This is a genomic window from Alteromonas sp. MmMcT2-2 (assembly GCF_022348305.1).
Lineage (GTDB): Bacteria > Pseudomonadota > Gammaproteobacteria > Enterobacterales > Alteromonadaceae > Alteromonas > Alteromonas macleodii.
The window spans coordinates 1-16,469 of sequence record NZ_JAKRFA010000060.1 but is presented as its reverse complement, the minus strand read 5'-3'; the positions used below and the strand labels follow the sequence as shown (position 1 = coordinate 16,469).

General features: G+C 40.1%; 13 protein-coding genes. 3 read left to right on the top strand and 10 right to left on the bottom strand.

Translation table 11 applies throughout. The annotated features are described in order from the left end of the window. Nucleotides 1–200: 200 nt before the first annotated feature. Genes MHM99_RS19345 through MHM99_RS19335 form a run of 3 tightly spaced genes read left to right on the top strand, consistent with a single transcriptional unit; the run spans nucleotide 201 to nucleotide 4,876 of the window. Nucleotides 201–1,784: an AMP-binding protein gene (locus MHM99_RS19345; RefSeq protein ID WP_187447621.1), complete on the top strand. Its 1,584-nt coding sequence runs from the start codon at nucleotides 201–203 to the stop codon at nucleotides 1,782–1,784. Nucleotides 1,785–1,803: 19 nt separating this feature from the next. After that, nucleotides 1,804–3,240, top strand: coding sequence for a coniferyl aldehyde dehydrogenase (locus tag MHM99_RS19340; protein WP_008305450.1), 1,437 nt, complete (start codon nucleotides 1,804–1,806; stop codon nucleotides 3,238–3,240). A gap of 31 nt (nucleotides 3,241–3,271) precedes the next feature. Further along, on the top strand, nucleotides 3,272–4,876 hold the full coding sequence (locus MHM99_RS19335) for a choline dehydrogenase (RefSeq protein WP_187447620.1): 1,605 nt from the start codon (nucleotides 3,272–3,274) through the stop codon (nucleotides 4,874–4,876). A gap of 106 nt (nucleotides 4,877–4,982) precedes the next feature. On the opposite strand, the gene MHM99_RS19330 is transcribed toward MHM99_RS19335, so the two are convergent. From MHM99_RS19330 to MHM99_RS19285, 10 genes are all read right to left on the bottom strand, one after another. Next, nucleotides 4,983–5,759 (bottom strand): alpha/beta hydrolase, encoded by a 777-nt coding sequence (locus MHM99_RS19330; protein WP_008305447.1) that lies wholly within the window; start codon nucleotides 5,757–5,759, stop codon nucleotides 4,983–4,985. 330 nt (nucleotides 5,760–6,089) lie between these two features. Then, on the bottom strand, nucleotides 6,090–6,863 hold the full coding sequence (istB, locus tag MHM99_RS19325) for an IS21-like element helper ATPase IstB (protein ID WP_222936716.1): 774 nt from the start codon (nucleotides 6,861–6,863) through the stop codon (nucleotides 6,090–6,092). A gap of 15 nt (nucleotides 6,864–6,878) precedes the next feature. Further along, nucleotides 6,879–8,399 carry an IS21 family transposase gene (gene istA / locus MHM99_RS19320; RefSeq protein WP_202942190.1) on the bottom strand — a complete coding sequence of 507 codons (1,521 nt, stop codon included), beginning with the start codon at nucleotides 8,397–8,399 and terminating at the stop codon, nucleotides 6,879–6,881. A gap of 130 nt (nucleotides 8,400–8,529) precedes the next feature. Further along, nucleotides 8,530–9,675, bottom strand: coding sequence for a hypothetical protein (locus tag MHM99_RS19315; protein ID WP_239220327.1), 1,146 nt, complete (start codon nucleotides 9,673–9,675; stop codon nucleotides 8,530–8,532). Continuing rightward, entirely contained in the window at nucleotides 9,668–11,209 is a 1,542-nt protein-coding gene (locus tag MHM99_RS19310; RefSeq protein ID WP_239220326.1) for a VWA domain-containing protein, read from the bottom strand. Before MHM99_RS19310 ends, MHM99_RS19315 begins: the two co-directional genes overlap by 8 nt. 79 nt (nucleotides 11,210–11,288) lie before the next feature. Continuing rightward, nucleotides 11,289–12,275: a VWA domain-containing protein gene (locus MHM99_RS19305; RefSeq protein ID WP_008305441.1), complete on the bottom strand. Its 987-nt coding sequence runs from the start codon at nucleotides 12,273–12,275 to the stop codon at nucleotides 11,289–11,291. A 4-nt stretch (nucleotides 12,276–12,279) separates the two neighbouring features. Beyond that, on the bottom strand, nucleotides 12,280–12,846 hold the full coding sequence (locus MHM99_RS19300) for a DUF4381 domain-containing protein (protein WP_008305440.1): 567 nt from the start codon (nucleotides 12,844–12,846) through the stop codon (nucleotides 12,280–12,282). Beyond that, nucleotides 12,846–13,778: a DUF58 domain-containing protein gene (locus tag MHM99_RS19295; RefSeq protein ID WP_008305438.1), complete on the bottom strand. Its 933-nt coding sequence runs from the start codon at nucleotides 13,776–13,778 to the stop codon at nucleotides 12,846–12,848. Before MHM99_RS19295 ends, MHM99_RS19300 begins: the two co-directional genes overlap by 1 nt. Nucleotides 13,779–13,787: 9 nt before the next feature. Then, the gene (locus MHM99_RS19290; protein ID WP_008305436.1) at nucleotides 13,788–14,759 is read right to left on the bottom strand and encodes a MoxR family ATPase; all 972 of its coding nucleotides are present in this window, start codon (nucleotides 14,757–14,759) and stop codon (nucleotides 13,788–13,790) included. Nucleotides 14,760–14,916: 157 nt separating this feature from the next. Then, nucleotides 14,917–16,398 (bottom strand): arylsulfatase, encoded by a 1,482-nt coding sequence (locus MHM99_RS19285; protein WP_222936685.1) that lies wholly within the window; start codon nucleotides 16,396–16,398, stop codon nucleotides 14,917–14,919. Nucleotides 16,399–16,469: the final 71 nt, after the last annotated feature.

Here is a 16,469-nt window from a genome sequence, read left to right as displayed (position 1 = left end):
CTGCATCAGTGGAAAAAGACGATCCGCTGGCTTGATGAACTCACCGCTGAAGCTTGCATGAGCAAGATTACATGCTAAATTCGTGGGGATCCCTCAGTACTTAACTGCATGTTTGCCAATTTTGACCTGATAATTGAGCTCAAAGACAGTTTACTTATAGTCATGAAATTAGAACATTATAATTATTAAGAGAGTTAGAGATGAAAGTTAATTTTAGCAGCCAATTCCAAAGTATTGTTGATAAATGGGGAGACTTGGAAGCAATAGTTAACGTAGAACGTGACCGCCGTTTTACTTATCGAGAATTTCATTTAGTAACTAATAAAATAGTGAACATGCTTTCGACGACGTTTGGCATGGAAAGAAATGATCGCTTTGTTAATATTTTAGATAACGACAACATGGCGTTATTTCATTTCCCTACTATTTTTAAATCACATTTTACTGGGGCTTTTACTAACTCACGCGATGCTATTGCTGAGCATGAATGGCAAATAGAATATTCTAAACCTAAAGTTGTATTTATAGAGAATATGCACTTAGCAACGCACTTAGAAATGCTAATTGGGCATGGCATTAAAGTGGTTTGTATGGATCCAATTCCTTCTGAGTTTGAAGGTAATGACAACCTGTTTTATTTATGGGATCTGTTAGCGCAGGTATCTGATGAAAATCCAAATATGGAGATTGATGATAGAGAGCATCAATCTATCATTCGTTTTACAGGTGGTACGACAGGTAAAGGTAAGCCAGCGGTGTATTGTGCTGATAATTGGCTAGGTTTACGCGATACTTTGTATGCGTTAGATGAAGCTTGCTTTGATACCAATACTAGAATGCAACATATTGCGCCAATTAGTCATGGTAGTGGTATGTTCTTAGTGCCTACATTCTTTAGTGGTGGTTGTAACATTACTTTAAATGAACCTGATTTGGTGAAATATTGTCAAACCATTGAGACAGAAAAATCAACTCACGCTTTTCTTGTACCAACTATACTTTATCGTATGCTTGAGATCCCAGAAGTGCAAGATGTTGACTTTTCAACCATGCAAAATATGTATTATGGCGCTGCGCCGATGAGCCCTCCAAAACTAAAACTGTTACAGAAAAAATTCGGTAATATTTTTATTCAGGCTTATGGCTCAACTGAGCATTTTGCTATCGCGCTTTCATTAAGTAAATCTGATCATTTATGTGAAAATGGTGACGATAAGCACTTGTCTTCAGCAGGTCGTGTAACTGCTGGTGTTGAAGTTGAAATTATGGACGATGATGGCGAGCCCGTAAAAAGAGGAGAAATAGGTGAGTTTTGGCTACGCTCTCGTGGTGTTTGTTTAGGCTACTTAGACAACCCTGAAAAAACAGCAGAAGAGTTTTATGACGGCTATTGGAAATCAGGTGATATGGGCTATAAAGATGAAAATGGCTATATTTACTTAGTAGATCGTAAAAAAGATATGATCATTTCTGGTGGCTTCAATATTTATGCCACTGAAGTTGAAGCGGCAATTAATGCTCATAACGCAATTTTTATGTCAGCAGTTGTTGGCATTCCTCATGAAGAATGGGGTGAGGCTGTTCATGCCGAGGTTATGCTAAGAGAAGGTGAACAGGTGTCAGAGCAAGAGCTAATTGCTTTTGTTAAAGAGTCATTAGGTAGTTATAAGTCACCAAAATCAATAGTAATTGTTGACCAATTACCACTTACTGTCGTTGGTAAGGTGTTAAGGAAAGATGTACGTAAAAAGTATTGGGAAAACTCAGACAGAGCCGTTGGCTAAGGTTTAGGGGAGAGATATTATGTCAGCCCAAGAGCAAGTGGTAGTTGAAGATCAAGCTTGTGAATTTGCATTGCAGCTGAAAAAACAGCAGCAAGCTTATTTAGCAAATCCTATGCCTTCAGCAGATGAGCGTATTGCACGATTAAAGCGTTTAAGGAAGTCTTTATTAGCCCACCAAGATGAGTTGATTGAGTCACTAAATAAAGACTTTGGTCGCCGAAGCCCTGAAGAAACTTTGTTGTTAGATGTTTTACCTAACATTAATAACATTGATTACTGCGTTAAGCGCCTTAAAAAGTGGATGAAAACTGAAACTCGCCATACGGACTTATTAGTGCGACCTGCAAAGGTTGAATTAATGTATCAACCAGTTGGTGTAGTTGGCATTATTGGTGCGTGGAATGGCCCTATAATTGTTACTTTTGGTCCCTTGGTTACCGCGCTTGCTGCCGGCAACTCTGCCATGATAAAAATGTCTGAGTTCAACCCTGAAACTAACAAAGTCGCTAAGAAAATTATTGCCGAAGCGTTTGATGATTCACTAGTGTCAATTTTTGATGGAGAAGCAGAGGCATCTGCTCGCTTTTCTGCATTACCGTTTAACCATTTAATGTTTACTGGCTCAACAGCAGTAGGTCGCCATGTTATGCGCGCAGCTTCTGCAAACTTAGTACCGGTAACTTTAGAGTTAGGTGGTAAGTGTCCAGTGATTGTTTGTCCAGATATGGACATTGACGATGCTGTAAGTCGATTTATCTATGGTAAATGTGCTAATTCAGGTCAAATTTGTTTATCACCAGATTATATATTATGTCCTGAAGGTAAAGAGCAAGCTGTAGTAGATGCATACTGTAAGCGTTTCAAAGAGATGTTTCCTGCGTTTAGCTCTACAACAGATCATTCAAGTGTTCACTCTGAACGTCATTTTCAACGTTTACAAGAAATACTATCTGATGCCAAAGCCAAAGGAGCAACAGTAATATCTGCTAACGGTCAGGAACCAGATCCAAAAACTCGTATGATGCCGACGCATTTAGTGTTGAATGCTACTGAAGATATGATTGTGATGCAGGAAGAAATTTTTGGTCCAATTTTACCAATTAAAGGCTATAAATCAGTAGAAGAAGCTGTTAGTTATATTAATCAAGGTGGTCGTCCGCTTGGTCTTTATATCATGAGCTTTGATAAAACTACACAAGACTACATTTTAAATCATACACATTCGGGTGGTGTGAGTATTAATGAAGTTGTCTCACATGCACTTTGTGACGATGTACCTTTTGGCGGTGTTGGTGATTCTGGTATTGGTCACTATCACGGTCATGAAGGTTTTAAAGCGATGAGCAAGGCGAAAACAGTGCTGAAACGTGGCAAATTTTATCCTGGAAAATTCACTGCGCCGCCGTACGATAAAGGCTTTTTGCGTCCTATTTTAAAATGGTTACTTCGTCAGTAAATCATCAACACTATTACAACAGGAATTAAAGATGTTTGATTATATTGTTATTGGTGGCGGTTCAGCTGGGGGCGTGTTAGCACATCGCTTATCAACCGATCCGAACAATAAAGTATGTTTGTTAGAAGCTGGTGGTGCTGGTAACAATAAGTTGGTTTCAACGCCAGCTGCTTTTGCTGCACTTATTCAAGACTTTAAAATAAATACCATCAACTGGCGTTATAATACATTGGCGGATAAGTCGATGAATAATCGCACACAATACCAACCACGCGGCAAAATGCTAGGTGGCTCTAGTGGTATTAACGGCATGGTGTACATTCGTGGTTGTAAGGAAGATTACGATCATTGGGAAAGCCTGGGCAACAAAGGCTGGGCTTATGATGATGTACTACCTTACTTTAAAAAAGCAGAAAACAATGAACGTGGTGAAAATAAGTACCACGGTGTTGGTGGTCCGCTAGAAGTTAGTAATGGTGATGAAAGTTTTGATGTTTATAATGGCTTTATAAAGTCAGGCCTTGAAAAAGGCTATAAAATGAATGAAGACTTTAATGGCGATTATCAAGAAGGTATTGGCTATTATCAATTTACGGTGAAAGATGGCAAACGCGCTGGCGTTAAAGCTTGTTATATAGATCCTGCAATGGAGCGCAGTAACTTAACCGTTGAAACAGGTGCTCAGGTTCAACGTATATTATTTGAAGGCAAACGAGCGGTCGGTGTTGAATATATGCAAGACGGTAAATTGGTTACCGTAAAAGCTGCAAAAGAAGTATTAGTTTGTGGCGGTACTTTTAATTCTCCGCAAATGTTGATGCTATCAGGCATAGGTCCTAAAGCAGAACTGGAAGAAAAAGGCATCGAAGTTATTCATGACTTACCAGGTGTTGGCAAAAATTTACATGATCATCCTGACGTTATTTTAGTGGTGAAAAGTAAGAAGAAGTCAGGTATAGCACTTAATCTCGTGGGAACAATTAAATCAACCATCGCGCTGTTTAAATATGCGTTAGCAGGTAAAGGGTGGTTAGCTAGTCCACCAACTGCGGCAGGTGGCTTTATTAAAACTTCACCAGAAAAAGAACGTCCAGATGCGCAATTACACGTTGTGCCGTTAGCTTACCGTGATCATTGTCGTGATTATAAAATCATGACCAAATGGGGGTATAGTGTAATTATTAATATATCAAATCCTAAAAGTCGTGGCGAGTTAACATTAAAAGACAGTAACCCGATGACTCCTCCTAACATTAAGTTAAATTTGTTATCACATCCTGATGATATGAAAGACTTAAGAGAAGGGGTGAAGCGTTTGCTTGATATACTTAATAGTGACGGCTTTAACGAGCATCGTGATTGTTTATTAAAGCCTGATGTACCGCTCAATACAGATCAAGAAATTGAAGAATACCTAAGAAGAGAAGCTTCTCACGCCTATCACCCTGTTGGCTCATGCAAAATGGGTAATGATGATATGGCTGTTGTTGATGAGCGATTACGTGTACACGGTTTAGAAGGTATTCGTGTTGTTGATGCGTCTGTTATGCCGACGGTAACCTCAGGTAATACCAACGCACCTACTATTATGATCGGTGAAAAAGCAGCAGATATGATTTTAGAAGATAACGCTTAAAACCGTGAGTTTGCTTGAACCAGCTGATTGAGAAAGCCCTATAGTTACTTTAATGAGCTATAGGGCTTTTATATTGAGTTCGTTTTAATGTCTTCGTCTTCTTGAGTTAAGAAAGATCATTAATAAAATCATCTATTGCTAATAGTACTTGTTTCGTGTGGGTCTTATGGGGCATATGACCACAGCTTTGAATAATATTCAGTTGAGCTTGACCTGTGGATTGTTCAACTATATAGCTTGGAAAAGCGACAGAGCCATATTCATCTTTTTCACCATGTAATGCTAGTACTGGACAAGTAATTTTGCTTGCTACTGTTAGTTGCCAAGTGCGAAACTCAGGGTTTAGCCAAACTTCTGTCCATGCATCTATTACCCATCGCGTTTTATCACCATGCCACTTAACTAGTTTCTCGAAATGCTGAGGTTGTTGAAAGACAGATTTTGCCTGCTCAATACCGCTAATTGTAAGATCTTCAACAAATGCTTGTGCGGCAATGGTTATAATTGATAAACATTCCTTATCTTGTGCGGCAATGTTAATAGCCATTGCACCACCAACACTATGACCAAGTACTAAATATTCTGTTAAACCTAATTTAGCCTTGATTTGAGGAAAGTAAACTAAGCCTTCTTCTTCTATAAAGTTAAGAGATGGTAATTGCTCTCTAGCGTCTGAACTCCCAAAACCAAGTCTGTCGTAGGCAATAACCTGTCTAGATAATTTAGTTGCTAGTTGAAGAGGGAAGTCTTTCCATTGATTTACTGAACCAAGTGAATCGTGTAATAGCACAATAGGCGCTTTATTTTCTATAGATTCTGGTGTCCATATTTTTACGAAAACTTTGCCGCTATTTAAATCGATGTATTGCGTTGTTATGTTCATGATCTTTATTACTTCAGTAGATAGATCAACCCTTAGGGTTAATGTTTGGTGTTTTAGGTTTTGTTATTACTTTACTATTTTTATTTAACGCCTTGAGATAGCTTTTTGAGAGCCGATCAGTTTGTTTATCTGAAGATACTGGCGAAAAAACGCTTTCAAATAATGAACTAGTTGCCGAATTTTCTTCTCTGCTGAGTTCCTTAGTTAATAGATTTATGTTGTTAGACTTAGTAATAGTGTCTAAGTGTCGATTGGCACCCTAATAGATCCACCCATTTGCGGCGTATTGGATCCACTTAAAACCGTCTTTTTTGTCCTCAAACAGAGTGATTATTTCTTGCTTTGTGCTCCTCGTCCAGTCTGATTATTGTTCTCTCGTAATTTGCGGTAACTTTCGCCTTCCAGAACCAGTCGATAGGCGTTGTGTCTGAGTCGATCGAGTGTCGCCGCGCCGAGCAGTTTATTTGGGAAGGCTTGTCCCCATTCACTGAAGTCTAGGTTGCTGGTGATGATTGTCGATTTCTGTTCATACCGTTCATCAATTAAGTCGTGTAAGTCTTCATCATGAGGAGATTTGAGTGGCTTTAAACCGAAGTCATCGATGATGAGCAAGTCTACTTTAGCTAGCGTCTGGAAGCGTTTCTCATAGGTGTTCGTGGCTCTCGCTGCATGCAAGTTCGCAAGCAGTTTTGCCTGAGTAAAGAACAACACGTCAATCCCTTTTTGTACCGCACAGTGACCAATAGCCTGAGCAAGATGGCTTTTACCGGTGCCGCACGGCCCCGCGATAAGCACTGCTACATGTTCGTCAATGAACCGGCAATCCGCCAGTTCGTTGATATAAGCGCGGTTCAGATTAGGATTGGCATTCAGATCGAAGTTTTCCAGTGTTTTATTACCTCTGAAGCCTGCACGACGAAGACGTGTGGTATATTTTTTCTGGTCACGTCTGGCGACTTCATCTTGTACCATTAAGGCCAAGAAGTCAGGATAACTGAGTTGGTGGTCAATGGCTTCACGGTTACGTATTGCCAGAGAGTCTGTCATCCCAGACAGGCGTAGCTGTTTCAGTAGTGGCGTGAGTTCGGGGATCGGATTAATCATCGTTTTTTCCTTTTTCTAATGAGGGAGTAGTTTATTTGGGTCGCGATGGAATCGACCACCGCCGGTATAAGCATCGCTTAAGGTATCGAAGGCGTTTGATTCATTGGGCTGCTGGTCTAGCCCCTTTTCTAGGATTTGTTTGACTGCGCTGTAACGCACATTGTCGAAGGTCAACGCGCGTGAGCAGGCGGCGTCGACGCGTTTATCACCGTAGCGTTTGGCAAGGCCCACAACACCTTGTGCAGCACGCAGGTTGTCCAGTACGCGACTGGCAAACAGACGCTTAATCAACACATGGCATGATTCGCCAATCCGCTTCGCCTGAGTCAGGCAATATTGCGGATCCTGCATGTTATAAGCCTGAGCGGCTGGCGGTTGATGTTCGGGAACGGTGGCTCTGCCACCCTGATGGCGCATTCGGGTATGTGTTGCTTTGAGTTCATGCCCCTGATAAATACGCACCATAGTGTCACTGGCTTTAAGCCAGAGCGTTTCTCTAATCAGCGTATAGGGCACCGAATAACGGCAGTGTTCAAATTGCACATGACCATCACCGTGTACCTTAACCTTTGCCCAGACAGCCTGCTCCGGTGGCACATCAGGTAATGGTTTAAGTCGTGCCTGTTCAATCTCAGTAAAGCGCTCCAGCGGCTGACATTTGGTGGTGCCGTGTTTACGATTTCCCGCAACCGCCAGTAACCAACGTTTAAGCTGTACGTTGGCATCACTCAGACTACGGAATTCCTTCAGAGGAACGAAGCTATTTTTGATGTACTTAACATTAGATTCGACACGGCCTTTTTTCTGCGGGTCACGCACGGGACATGGCGCAATCAAAAATCCATAGCCTTCGGCACACTCACCGTAAGCGCGCTGAACCTGTGGGTCGTGATAGCAAGCTTTTGTAATCGCACATTTAGGATTGTCGATGACCACGCGTTTTGGCACGCCTCTAAACCATTCAAACGCACGACGATGACAGGCCAGCCAGGTGGCGGTGCTTTGGTCACGAATGAACTCAGCGTAAATGTGACGACTCCAAGCCAGCGTCATCACAAATATCCAGCTTTTGCGAAGCTCGCCAGTTTCAGTATCCACAATGAGCGGCCCTGCACCAAAGTCAACTTGTGCGGTATCGCCAGCTGTGAATTCCATGACAGTAGTAGGAACTGGCGTCTTCTCAGCTAAGACTTTTAAAAAACGGATGACAGACCAGTAGCTTCCTGTGAAGCCATATTTCTCCACCAGTGCTTGATGGATTGTGGTGCCCTGCACACCATCCTGATACCACTTTTTCACTTTGTCCGCGTATGGTGCAACAGATGACGTTGTCGTTGGATTGGGTGGCCTCTCGCCGAAGACAGTGGCCAGTTGTGAATCATCAGGTAGTTCGCTATCGGGTTCAAGCCAGCCATGTTTCGATGCAATACGCTTAATCGCTTTGACTTTATTACGACCAGCGATTCCACTGTCAGCGATGGCTCGATTGGAATCGCCCATTCGCATTCGAACGAGGATGTGTCGGTATTGGTACATTTCAAACCTCCGGTTTGGCATGCGTATTCTCCTGACTACAAAACAGTCAAAGATACGCGAGTTAAACAGAAGTTTGAGGGGAAAAATCAGATTAAAGTGGATCTGTTACGCCGCCAATCAGGTGGATCGATTACGGCACAAATGGGGTGGGTCCATTACGCCGCCAATGGAATGGATCCATAGCGGTGCCAATTAACACTAAGTAAATATAAGCCCATTTTATAAAGCTTTTGTGGTCATTGCTTTTTATCGCTTGTTTTAGCTGAGCTTTGATCTTTTTTGTTCGGTGTTTATCTTGATTTGAATTATTAGTTCTTTTTCTAATAAAAACTAAATAACCAATAAGTAAGCATAGAGCACATAATAGGTAAAAAAATATGGTTAGGTTTTTAGTTATATACAACTGAAACTGTTGCCCAACAGTAAGTGAGCCGATGGCTATTGGTTGTGAATCAAGTTGTGCATGTTTAAGGGTTTGAGCGTTATTGTCCCACCAAGCAAGTTTGATTTTTGGAATAACCACTTTTCCTTGCTGCTCAACGATATAAGTGAACTTTTGAATGCGCGTTGCAAGCTTGTTGCCTCGGTTGTTGTTGTCGATAAGCTCTGGTGTCGATAAGTAATGAGGTAAACCATGAATGGTATTGTGGTTTATTTCAGGTAGCATCATGGCAAGTAAGCCGTCTGCTTCAATGGTGATAGTGCGAGTGACAGCATCACCAGGCAATAACTGTGTTAAATCTTTATCCCAAGCTTGTTTAATAGCCAAGTGATTAGCTGCCCACCATTGGCTGTTTTCATCAAGACTATTTTGCAATTGCTTTGGTACTAAGGCGCTGAAGACTATAGGGTTAGTTAGTATGATTCCTTCAATATCACCTTGACCAATAACATGAATTTTCATGCTAACTTCAAATTCAGGAACCATATAGTTAGTTGCTTGTTGCGGAAATATCGAAAACTCTTTTTCATGCACCGTCCACCGTTTACCATTGAGGTGTTCGCTACTATTTAGGCCAAAATTACTGCGCTGGATAACAATGGCGTTATCAATTTCTGGCAAAGTGAATGTTACCGACCCTTTAAACCAAGTGGATGTTGCAATTCGCAGTTTTATCGTTACTTCTTGACCAACTATCACAGGTCTATCGTTTACAACTTCAATAGATACTTGTAGCTCATTTTGTCTGATTAAATCGTCAATAGTTGTTGCTGCATGTGCTAATGAATAAGGTAGCAGTAGCAAAAAAAGAGCAAGTAATTTAGCTTTACTCATTGCTACTCCCTAATAGTTTTTGCTTATTCACTTGTATTTGCAGTTTGTTTGCTAAAAATTTACTCGGATTTTTTTGTAGATTTTCCATCCACATTTTGGCAAGTTGCTCATTCTTTAGTATTTGTTCTGCACTGTATTGCTGAACTTCTTGCTTACGTTGATTCGTTTTTATTTGTTTACCTTTTGCCTGTTTAAATTGATCACTTGTTTCATCATCTGAACGTTCATTTTGCTCTTGTTTTTGATGTTCAGATAACGACTCTCGAGCTTTAATTATTTTTTGCACAGCCGCTAAGTTTTCAATGATTGCTTGGTTATTAGGGAAAACGGCAAGTAACGATTGATAAATAGACTCAGCAGCATAGTATTTTTCTGCATGAGCGTAGGCGTTTGCTAAACGTAATTTGGCATCATTGCTATCTATTCTTGAAAAGTATTCTATTGCGAGGTCAAAGTCTTCGTTTAGGTAATAAGAGGTGGCCTTCCACATCGTATTTTCGAATCGCTCAGCAGCGGTTTTATAATCTTTCAAATAAAAATATAGTTGTCCTTGTTGGTTAGGAGTTAACCAAAAATTAGCAAAGCTGTTTTCAGCAGCTTGGCCTTGAGTACTTGGTAGTGATAAGCAAAGTACAACAATAAAACTTGACCAGCGAATCGTCCAGCCTCGTCTAAACCACAGTAAATAAAGTAACATTGCGGGAAAAACAAGCCAATAACCGCTATCAACCCAAGGGATATGTTTGTCATTTATTGGGTTATAAAAGCTTTTGATTCTACTGACTAGTTGGTGAATGTCTTGTTTATTAATTGTTGCCGACAGATAAAAACCGTCTATTTCATCTGAAATGCGACTAAGCTTTTGATTGTTTAATGAAGGAAGCGTTAAACCTTTTGCGCTAAGCTCTTCATTCGTAGAGCCGATGCCGTAAATTAACATTTGATAGCGGTGTTGTTCAGAAAAGCGTGTTAATGCCTGTTGGCTTTGTTCGGTGATGTCATCGGTTATAAGTAAAACGGTAACGGGTGTATCGTCGCTGATGGTTGCTTGTTTTATTAAAGTTAACGCATTAGCTACAGACTTTCCTTGCTGAGGCATTATTTTGGTTGTAACAGCTGACAAGTAGTTTCTTAATATATTGTGATCGTTTGTTAACGGTAATATTGAGTGAGCACTGCCTGAATAGACAATTAAGCTGGTATAACCTTCAGGGCGTTCAGCGAGAAGATCTGATACTTTTTGTTTAGCTCGCTCAAGTCTAGAAGGCTGAATGTCAACACTATTCATGGAGTTACTGGTATCAAGCAATATGAATAGAGCAGAGCTGTCTTGTAGAAAAGGAGAAGGCTGGCGTTGCCAACTTGGGCCCATTAAAATCACGGTAATTAGCAGCATTACAACCCATGCAACAATTGAGGGAGATATTTTTCTGATACTTCCAGCTTCTGCTGTTAGTTCTTGATAAATGTGCTGAGCAAAAACCTTTTTAGCTTGCTGGTCTTCATTTTTCTTCGAGTTTTTGTTCGATAACAATAACCAGAGTATCGGGATCAACAATGCCCACCATGGCCTTAAAAAGTGAAAGTTTTGTAGTAGTTGCGAGTAAGCCAGGTCACTGATCATAGGGCACCTTAACTTTTATTCTTGAACGTATATACACTACCATACATAAATTCATAATAACTAAGGTAATCAAAGGGATATGATGCATACTTTGTTTAGGGCGAAATGATATAGAGTCATATGTTTGCGGTTCAAGTTGGGCAATATTTAGGTAAGCTTGACTAAGTTGGCTGGTGTCCATCGCATGATAAAAATTTCCACCAGTTAGCTCAGCGATGCGCTTTAAGGTTTTACTATCGAGTTTTCGCTCGCCAATCGTTGCTGGGTCGCCAAGCGCAATTGTATATATTTTAACGCCGTAGCTAGCAGCTATTTTTGCAGCGTCTATTGGTGGTACTTTGCTGCCTGCATCATTACCATCGGTCAGTAAAATAAGTACTCGGTTTTTTGTTTCACTTTCTTCAAAGTGCTTAATTGCAATACCTATGGCGTCACCAATTACCGTACTTTGGCCCGCCATTGCAATTTCAGTTTCATTGAGTAAAGTTAACCAAGTTGCATGGTCTTCACTAAAAGGCATTTGAAGGTAGGCTGCAGAGCCAAATACAATTAAACCTAAACGATCGTTTTTACGCTCCATAGCAAGAGATTTTAGCACTGACTTAACCATGGTTAGTCGGTCAACTGTATTATCACTTGCCACTTTAAAGTCAGTTGTTGCCATTGACCCTGAAGCATCAACAGCAACCATTAGATCTCTTGCTGATTTTGTTTGTACTATTGGATCTTGCAACCATTGAGGTTTTGCAGCAGCTAATACAAAAAGCAACCAAGAAATGATCAAAACAGACTTTTGTAACCGGCTTGGCTGTTGTGTTTTTGCCCCTAGCTTGGCTTTATCACCTGATATTTCGATGAGCTTATTGAAAAATGGTACTTTAACCATTTGATTTTGTTGTAGGTATTCTGGAAGAAAGCGTAGCAACAGAGGTAACGGTAGAAGAAGAAATAGCCAAGGGAATACAAATTCAAGCATTAGGTTACTTGCTCTTAACTAAGTTTAATAAGCTAAAAGGTTTTATGACGGGATTCACTCCTTCGTAAGGATGCTGCTGGATCCAAAGTTTGGTTTGTTCTATTAATGAGTGCCACTGTTTCTCTGTGCACGCTTCTTTTGGTACTTGGTATAGGTTATCACCTAATAGTTGGTGGGCATTACTATCAAATACTTGTTTTTTATTATGAGTATTTAAAAAATTAAACCAATCTTTTCCTGTTTGTCGCGCAATAATTTCACGAGGGAAAATATAAAGAGCAGTTCCTTTTATTAGCTCTGCTAGTTGATATAGTCGCGCTTGTTCGGTTAACGAAGAGTTTGCTAGTTCAGCTAAAGCCAATAGTGCACTTTTTCGATAGTGGTTATTAATTTGATAAATTAATTTTTGAATAATAAAGATTATTAACCAAGTAATAAATATTATTGCAAGGTAGCTCCACCCTGGGGCAAAAGGTAAAATTGGTAAGGTTTCTGGCATTGGAGCCTCATTAAAGTTGGTCAATGCTAAATTGCCAAAACTTTGATTGATTGTTGATGAGGCATCTAACATTAAGCTGCCCCTAGGTGTTTACGAACTTGTCCAGCAACGTTAAATTCTGTTGAAAAAGACAATAATGGAATATTGTGTTTAGCAAACGTTGTTTGCATGTTAGACAACTTCTGTTCGGTATAGTGATTAAACTTTTCTGTTAGACCTTTTTTATTAGCTGACAGTTGTAATTGGTATTCGCCATCTCCTAACACTAGGTTTTCTAGCGGGCGAATATCATGCTCTAGTTGGTCATAAACGTAACAGGCGATAATGTCGTTGTGCTGAGTTAGTTTTGCAAGGCTCGGTATTATTGATGCCTGCGGGTCAATAAAATCTGAAATAACTATTAGCAAGTAATCGTGAGTAATAAACTTTTCAGCTTTTTTGAGTAAGCCAGCCATTGAAATGGGCTTGTTGGTTTGGGCACTGTTACTGTTTATTATTTGATTAAACTTAACTATTAATGCTAAATACTGTTGAAACTTTGTATGACTTCTAGTTGGTTCACATTCAATGTAACGTTGATCTGACAATATAATAAAGCCAACACGATCACCTTCATCTAATGCCTTCCATGCAATTAACGCACTAAGTTCAGCTGCTAAAACTGACTTCATTTTCCATTGGCTGCCAAAGTGCATATTTGAACGTTGATCGACAATGATCATGACAGGTCGGTCTTTTTCTTCACAATAAAGGCGCACATAGGGCTTGCCCATACGATTAGTGACACGCCAGTCAACATTTCTTATATCGTCTCCTGGGCGATAATCTCTTAACTCGGAGAAGTCCAAACCTCTTCCCCTAATGGTAGAGCGTTTACGACCCATTAATTTACTTTTTAATGGTTGATTAGATAAAAAGCTAAAGCCATGAGCGTCGTGTTTTAAACGCATAAGTTGTTTTAGCGTTATTTGTATGCGTTCATCAATTGCTTTAACTGTTTTCATTGGCTTGGTTTATACGACAGCGACTTGCTTAATTATTTCGTTAATAACATCGTCAGAAGTTATTCCGTCAGCTTGCGCTTCATAACTTAGGTTTATTCGATGTCTGAGGACGTCACAAACTACTTGTCTAACATCATCGGGATCTACATAGTCTTTTTCATTTAAGAATGCTTGTGCTCGTGAACACCTGTCTAAAATGATACTAGCGCGAGGACTAGCGCCAACTGCTATCCAGTTTTTTAAATTGCTATTTGGGTAGCGTTCTGGTTTACGAGTCGCCATCACTATTGCGACAATGTACTTTTCTACCGCTTCACTCATGTGTATGTTTAATACTTGTTGACGAGCATCAAAAACAACACTTTGTTGTATTTTGATAGGCGCTTGTTGTTTGTTACCTTCTTCTGAGCGCACTAAACGAATTATTGATAATTCTTGTTCATCATCAGGGTAGTCGATTTGAATTTTTAGCGCGAAACGATCGATTTGTGCTTCAGGAAGAGGGTAGGTACCTTCTTGCTCTATTGGATTCTGTGTGGCCAATACCATAAATAGATCAGGTAATTGATAGCTTTTCCCCATCACAGTAACTTGTCTTTCTTCCATTGCTTCAAGCAATGCCGCTTGTACTTTTGCAGGAGCTCTATTGATTTCGTCGGCTAGAACTAATTGATTGAATATAGGCCCTTCTTTAAAGGAGAGATCAGTTTTACCATCGATATCTTGGAACATTTCTGTGCCTGTAACGTCTGATGGTAACAAGTCGGGCGTAAATTGAATACGCCCCAACTTAGCTTCAAGCACTTTAGCCAAGGTGCGAATAGAGCGGGTTTTAGCGGTACCAGGTAATCCTTCAAGCAGTACGTTGCCGTTGGTCAGCAATGCAATTATTAAGGCATTAACGAGCTTTTCTTGCCCTAAAATTGACTGGTTTACTTCTGACTGAAGCGCTTTAATTTGAGCTAATATGTTTTCGGCCATATTTATTCTTTATTGGTAATGGTGTTATTAGTTTATTTGTAATGCCAAAAGTGTGTATAAATACATGGTTTTTAATGAATTACATAACTAAGCTTTTATTTTAGTGTAGAACGAAAAAGCAAGAGCTGTATTAACTCTTGCTTTTTTTTTGTGATTTTTATTTATATGTCACGTTTTCCCAAATTTTCATTTTTTCAACAACCGTTGAAAAGGTAAAGTCGGCTGGTGCTTGTGATGGCGGGAATTCTTTAAATGTTTGTAAGAATTTTATTACTTCTGTTGCCGCAGGAGCAACAGTAAATAAGTGATCTACCGACCATCTATCATAGCCTCCCGCATTTATTGGTGCTTCTTCATATGGATCTTGGCGTAAATTTAAAATTAAAGGTAGACGGCGTGCCACTAAAGGACAAGCCCATACTTCCCAACCCTTACATTTTTGCTCTAAGAATAATAATTTCCAGTCGCCCATTCTAATTGCAGCAACTTTGCCGCCATCGGTTGCATAAATAAAGTTTTTACGAGGCCAGTTTGTATTATCGTCAGCAGTAGTATTTTTACCTTCAATTAGTTGTGGCAATATGTTGTAACCGTCTAAATGAATTTTATATTGACGACCGTTAAATATTGCCCCTTTCTTTAACTGTTCTTTAATATTTGTATTACCTACCGCAGCCATAACCGTTGGTAACCAGTCATTATGAGCGGTTAGTTCGTTAACTATCTGACCTGATTTTATTTTATTTGGCCAACGAACCATGGCAGGTGCTCTAAAGCCACCTTCCCAAGTGGTATTTTTTTCGCCACGGAAGCGCACTGTGCCCCCATCAGGCCAAGAAAACTTTTCTGCGCCATTATCCGTTGTGTAAATAACGATTGTATTGCCACTGATGCCTAGCTCATCGAGCTTATCGAGTAATTGTCCTACGTGACGATCATGCTCTACCAAGCCGTCGCCATATAGGCCGCCACGTTTAGAGATACCTTTAACATCATCTTTTAAATGTGTCCAAATATGCATTCGAGTTGCATTAAACCATGCAAAAAATGGCTTTTTAGCTTTGTGCGCTTTTTCCATAAACTTTATGGTGGCTGCTAAAAACTCTTCGTCGGCTGTTTCCATACGCTTTTTGGTTAATGGACCTGAGTCTTCAATACGTCCATCAGCAAATGAATGAATAACGCCGCGAGGGCTAAAACGCTTCTTCATTTCCGCAGTCATGAATCGGTTATAGTCTTCATGTTCAGGCTCTTCTTCGGCATTTAAGTGATACAGGTTGCCATAAAATTCGTCAAAACCATGGTTTGTAGGTAAATGACTGTCTTGATCGCCAAAATGATTTTTACCAAACTGGGCGGTCATGTAACCTAGAGGCTTTAATAAACCTGCTAATGTAACATCATCTTCACGAGCGCCTTCTTTAGCACCAGGTAAGCCAACTTTGGTTAAGCCTGTACGCATTGGATGTTGGCCATGAATAAATGCAGAGCGACCAGCAGTACAAGAGTTTTCTGCGTAGTAATCAGTAAATATTGCGCCTTCTTTAGCAATACGGTCAATATTTGGTGTCCAGTGACCTGCTTGTCCCATGGTATAGGCGCTTAAGTTATCCCCGATTTCAGATAATAAGTGCGACATTCATGGAAAGGTGTAGAAGAGGAGGCCAACTGCTAAAAGTGGTACGCTCTTCTCGTCAAAGAAACAAGCAG

Bases quoted from the DNA above. Each gene is read 5' to 3' on its own strand.
- MHM99_RS19330 (WP_008305447.1), bottom strand. From the start codon at position 5,759: ATGAACATAACAACGCAATACATCGATTTAAATAGCGGCAAAGTTTTC.
- MHM99_RS19340 (WP_008305450.1), top strand. From the start codon at position 1,804: ATGTCAGCCCAAGAGCAAGTGGTAGTTGAAGATCAAGCTTGTGAATTT.
- istA (WP_202942190.1), bottom strand. From the start codon at position 8,399: ATGTACCAATACCGACACATCCTCGTTCGAATGCGAATGGGCGATTCC.
- istB (WP_222936716.1), bottom strand. From the start codon at position 6,863: ATGATTAATCCGATCCCCGAACTCACGCCACTACTGAAACAGCTACGC.
- MHM99_RS19315 (WP_239220327.1), bottom strand. From the start codon at position 9,675: ATGAGTAAAGCTAAATTACTTGCTCTTTTTTTGCTACTGCTACCTTAT.
- MHM99_RS19290 (WP_008305436.1), bottom strand. From the start codon at position 14,759: ATGGCCGAAAACATATTAGCTCAAATTAAAGCGCTTCAGTCAGAAGTA.
- MHM99_RS19285 (WP_222936685.1), bottom strand. From the start codon at position 16,398: ATGTCGCACTTATTATCTGAAATCGGGGATAACTTAAGCGCCTATACC.
- MHM99_RS19335 (WP_187447620.1), top strand. From the start codon at position 3,272: ATGTTTGATTATATTGTTATTGGTGGCGGTTCAGCTGGGGGCGTGTTA.
- MHM99_RS19295 (WP_008305438.1), bottom strand. From the start codon at position 13,778: ATGAAAACAGTTAAAGCAATTGATGAACGCATACAAATAACGCTAAAA.
- MHM99_RS19300 (WP_008305440.1), bottom strand. From the start codon at position 12,846: ATGTTAGATGCCTCATCAACAATCAATCAAAGTTTTGGCAATTTAGCA.
- MHM99_RS19345 (WP_187447621.1), top strand. From the start codon at position 201: ATGAAAGTTAATTTTAGCAGCCAATTCCAAAGTATTGTTGATAAATGG.
- MHM99_RS19305 (WP_008305441.1), bottom strand. From the start codon at position 12,275: ATGCTTGAATTTGTATTCCCTTGGCTATTTCTTCTTCTACCGTTACCT.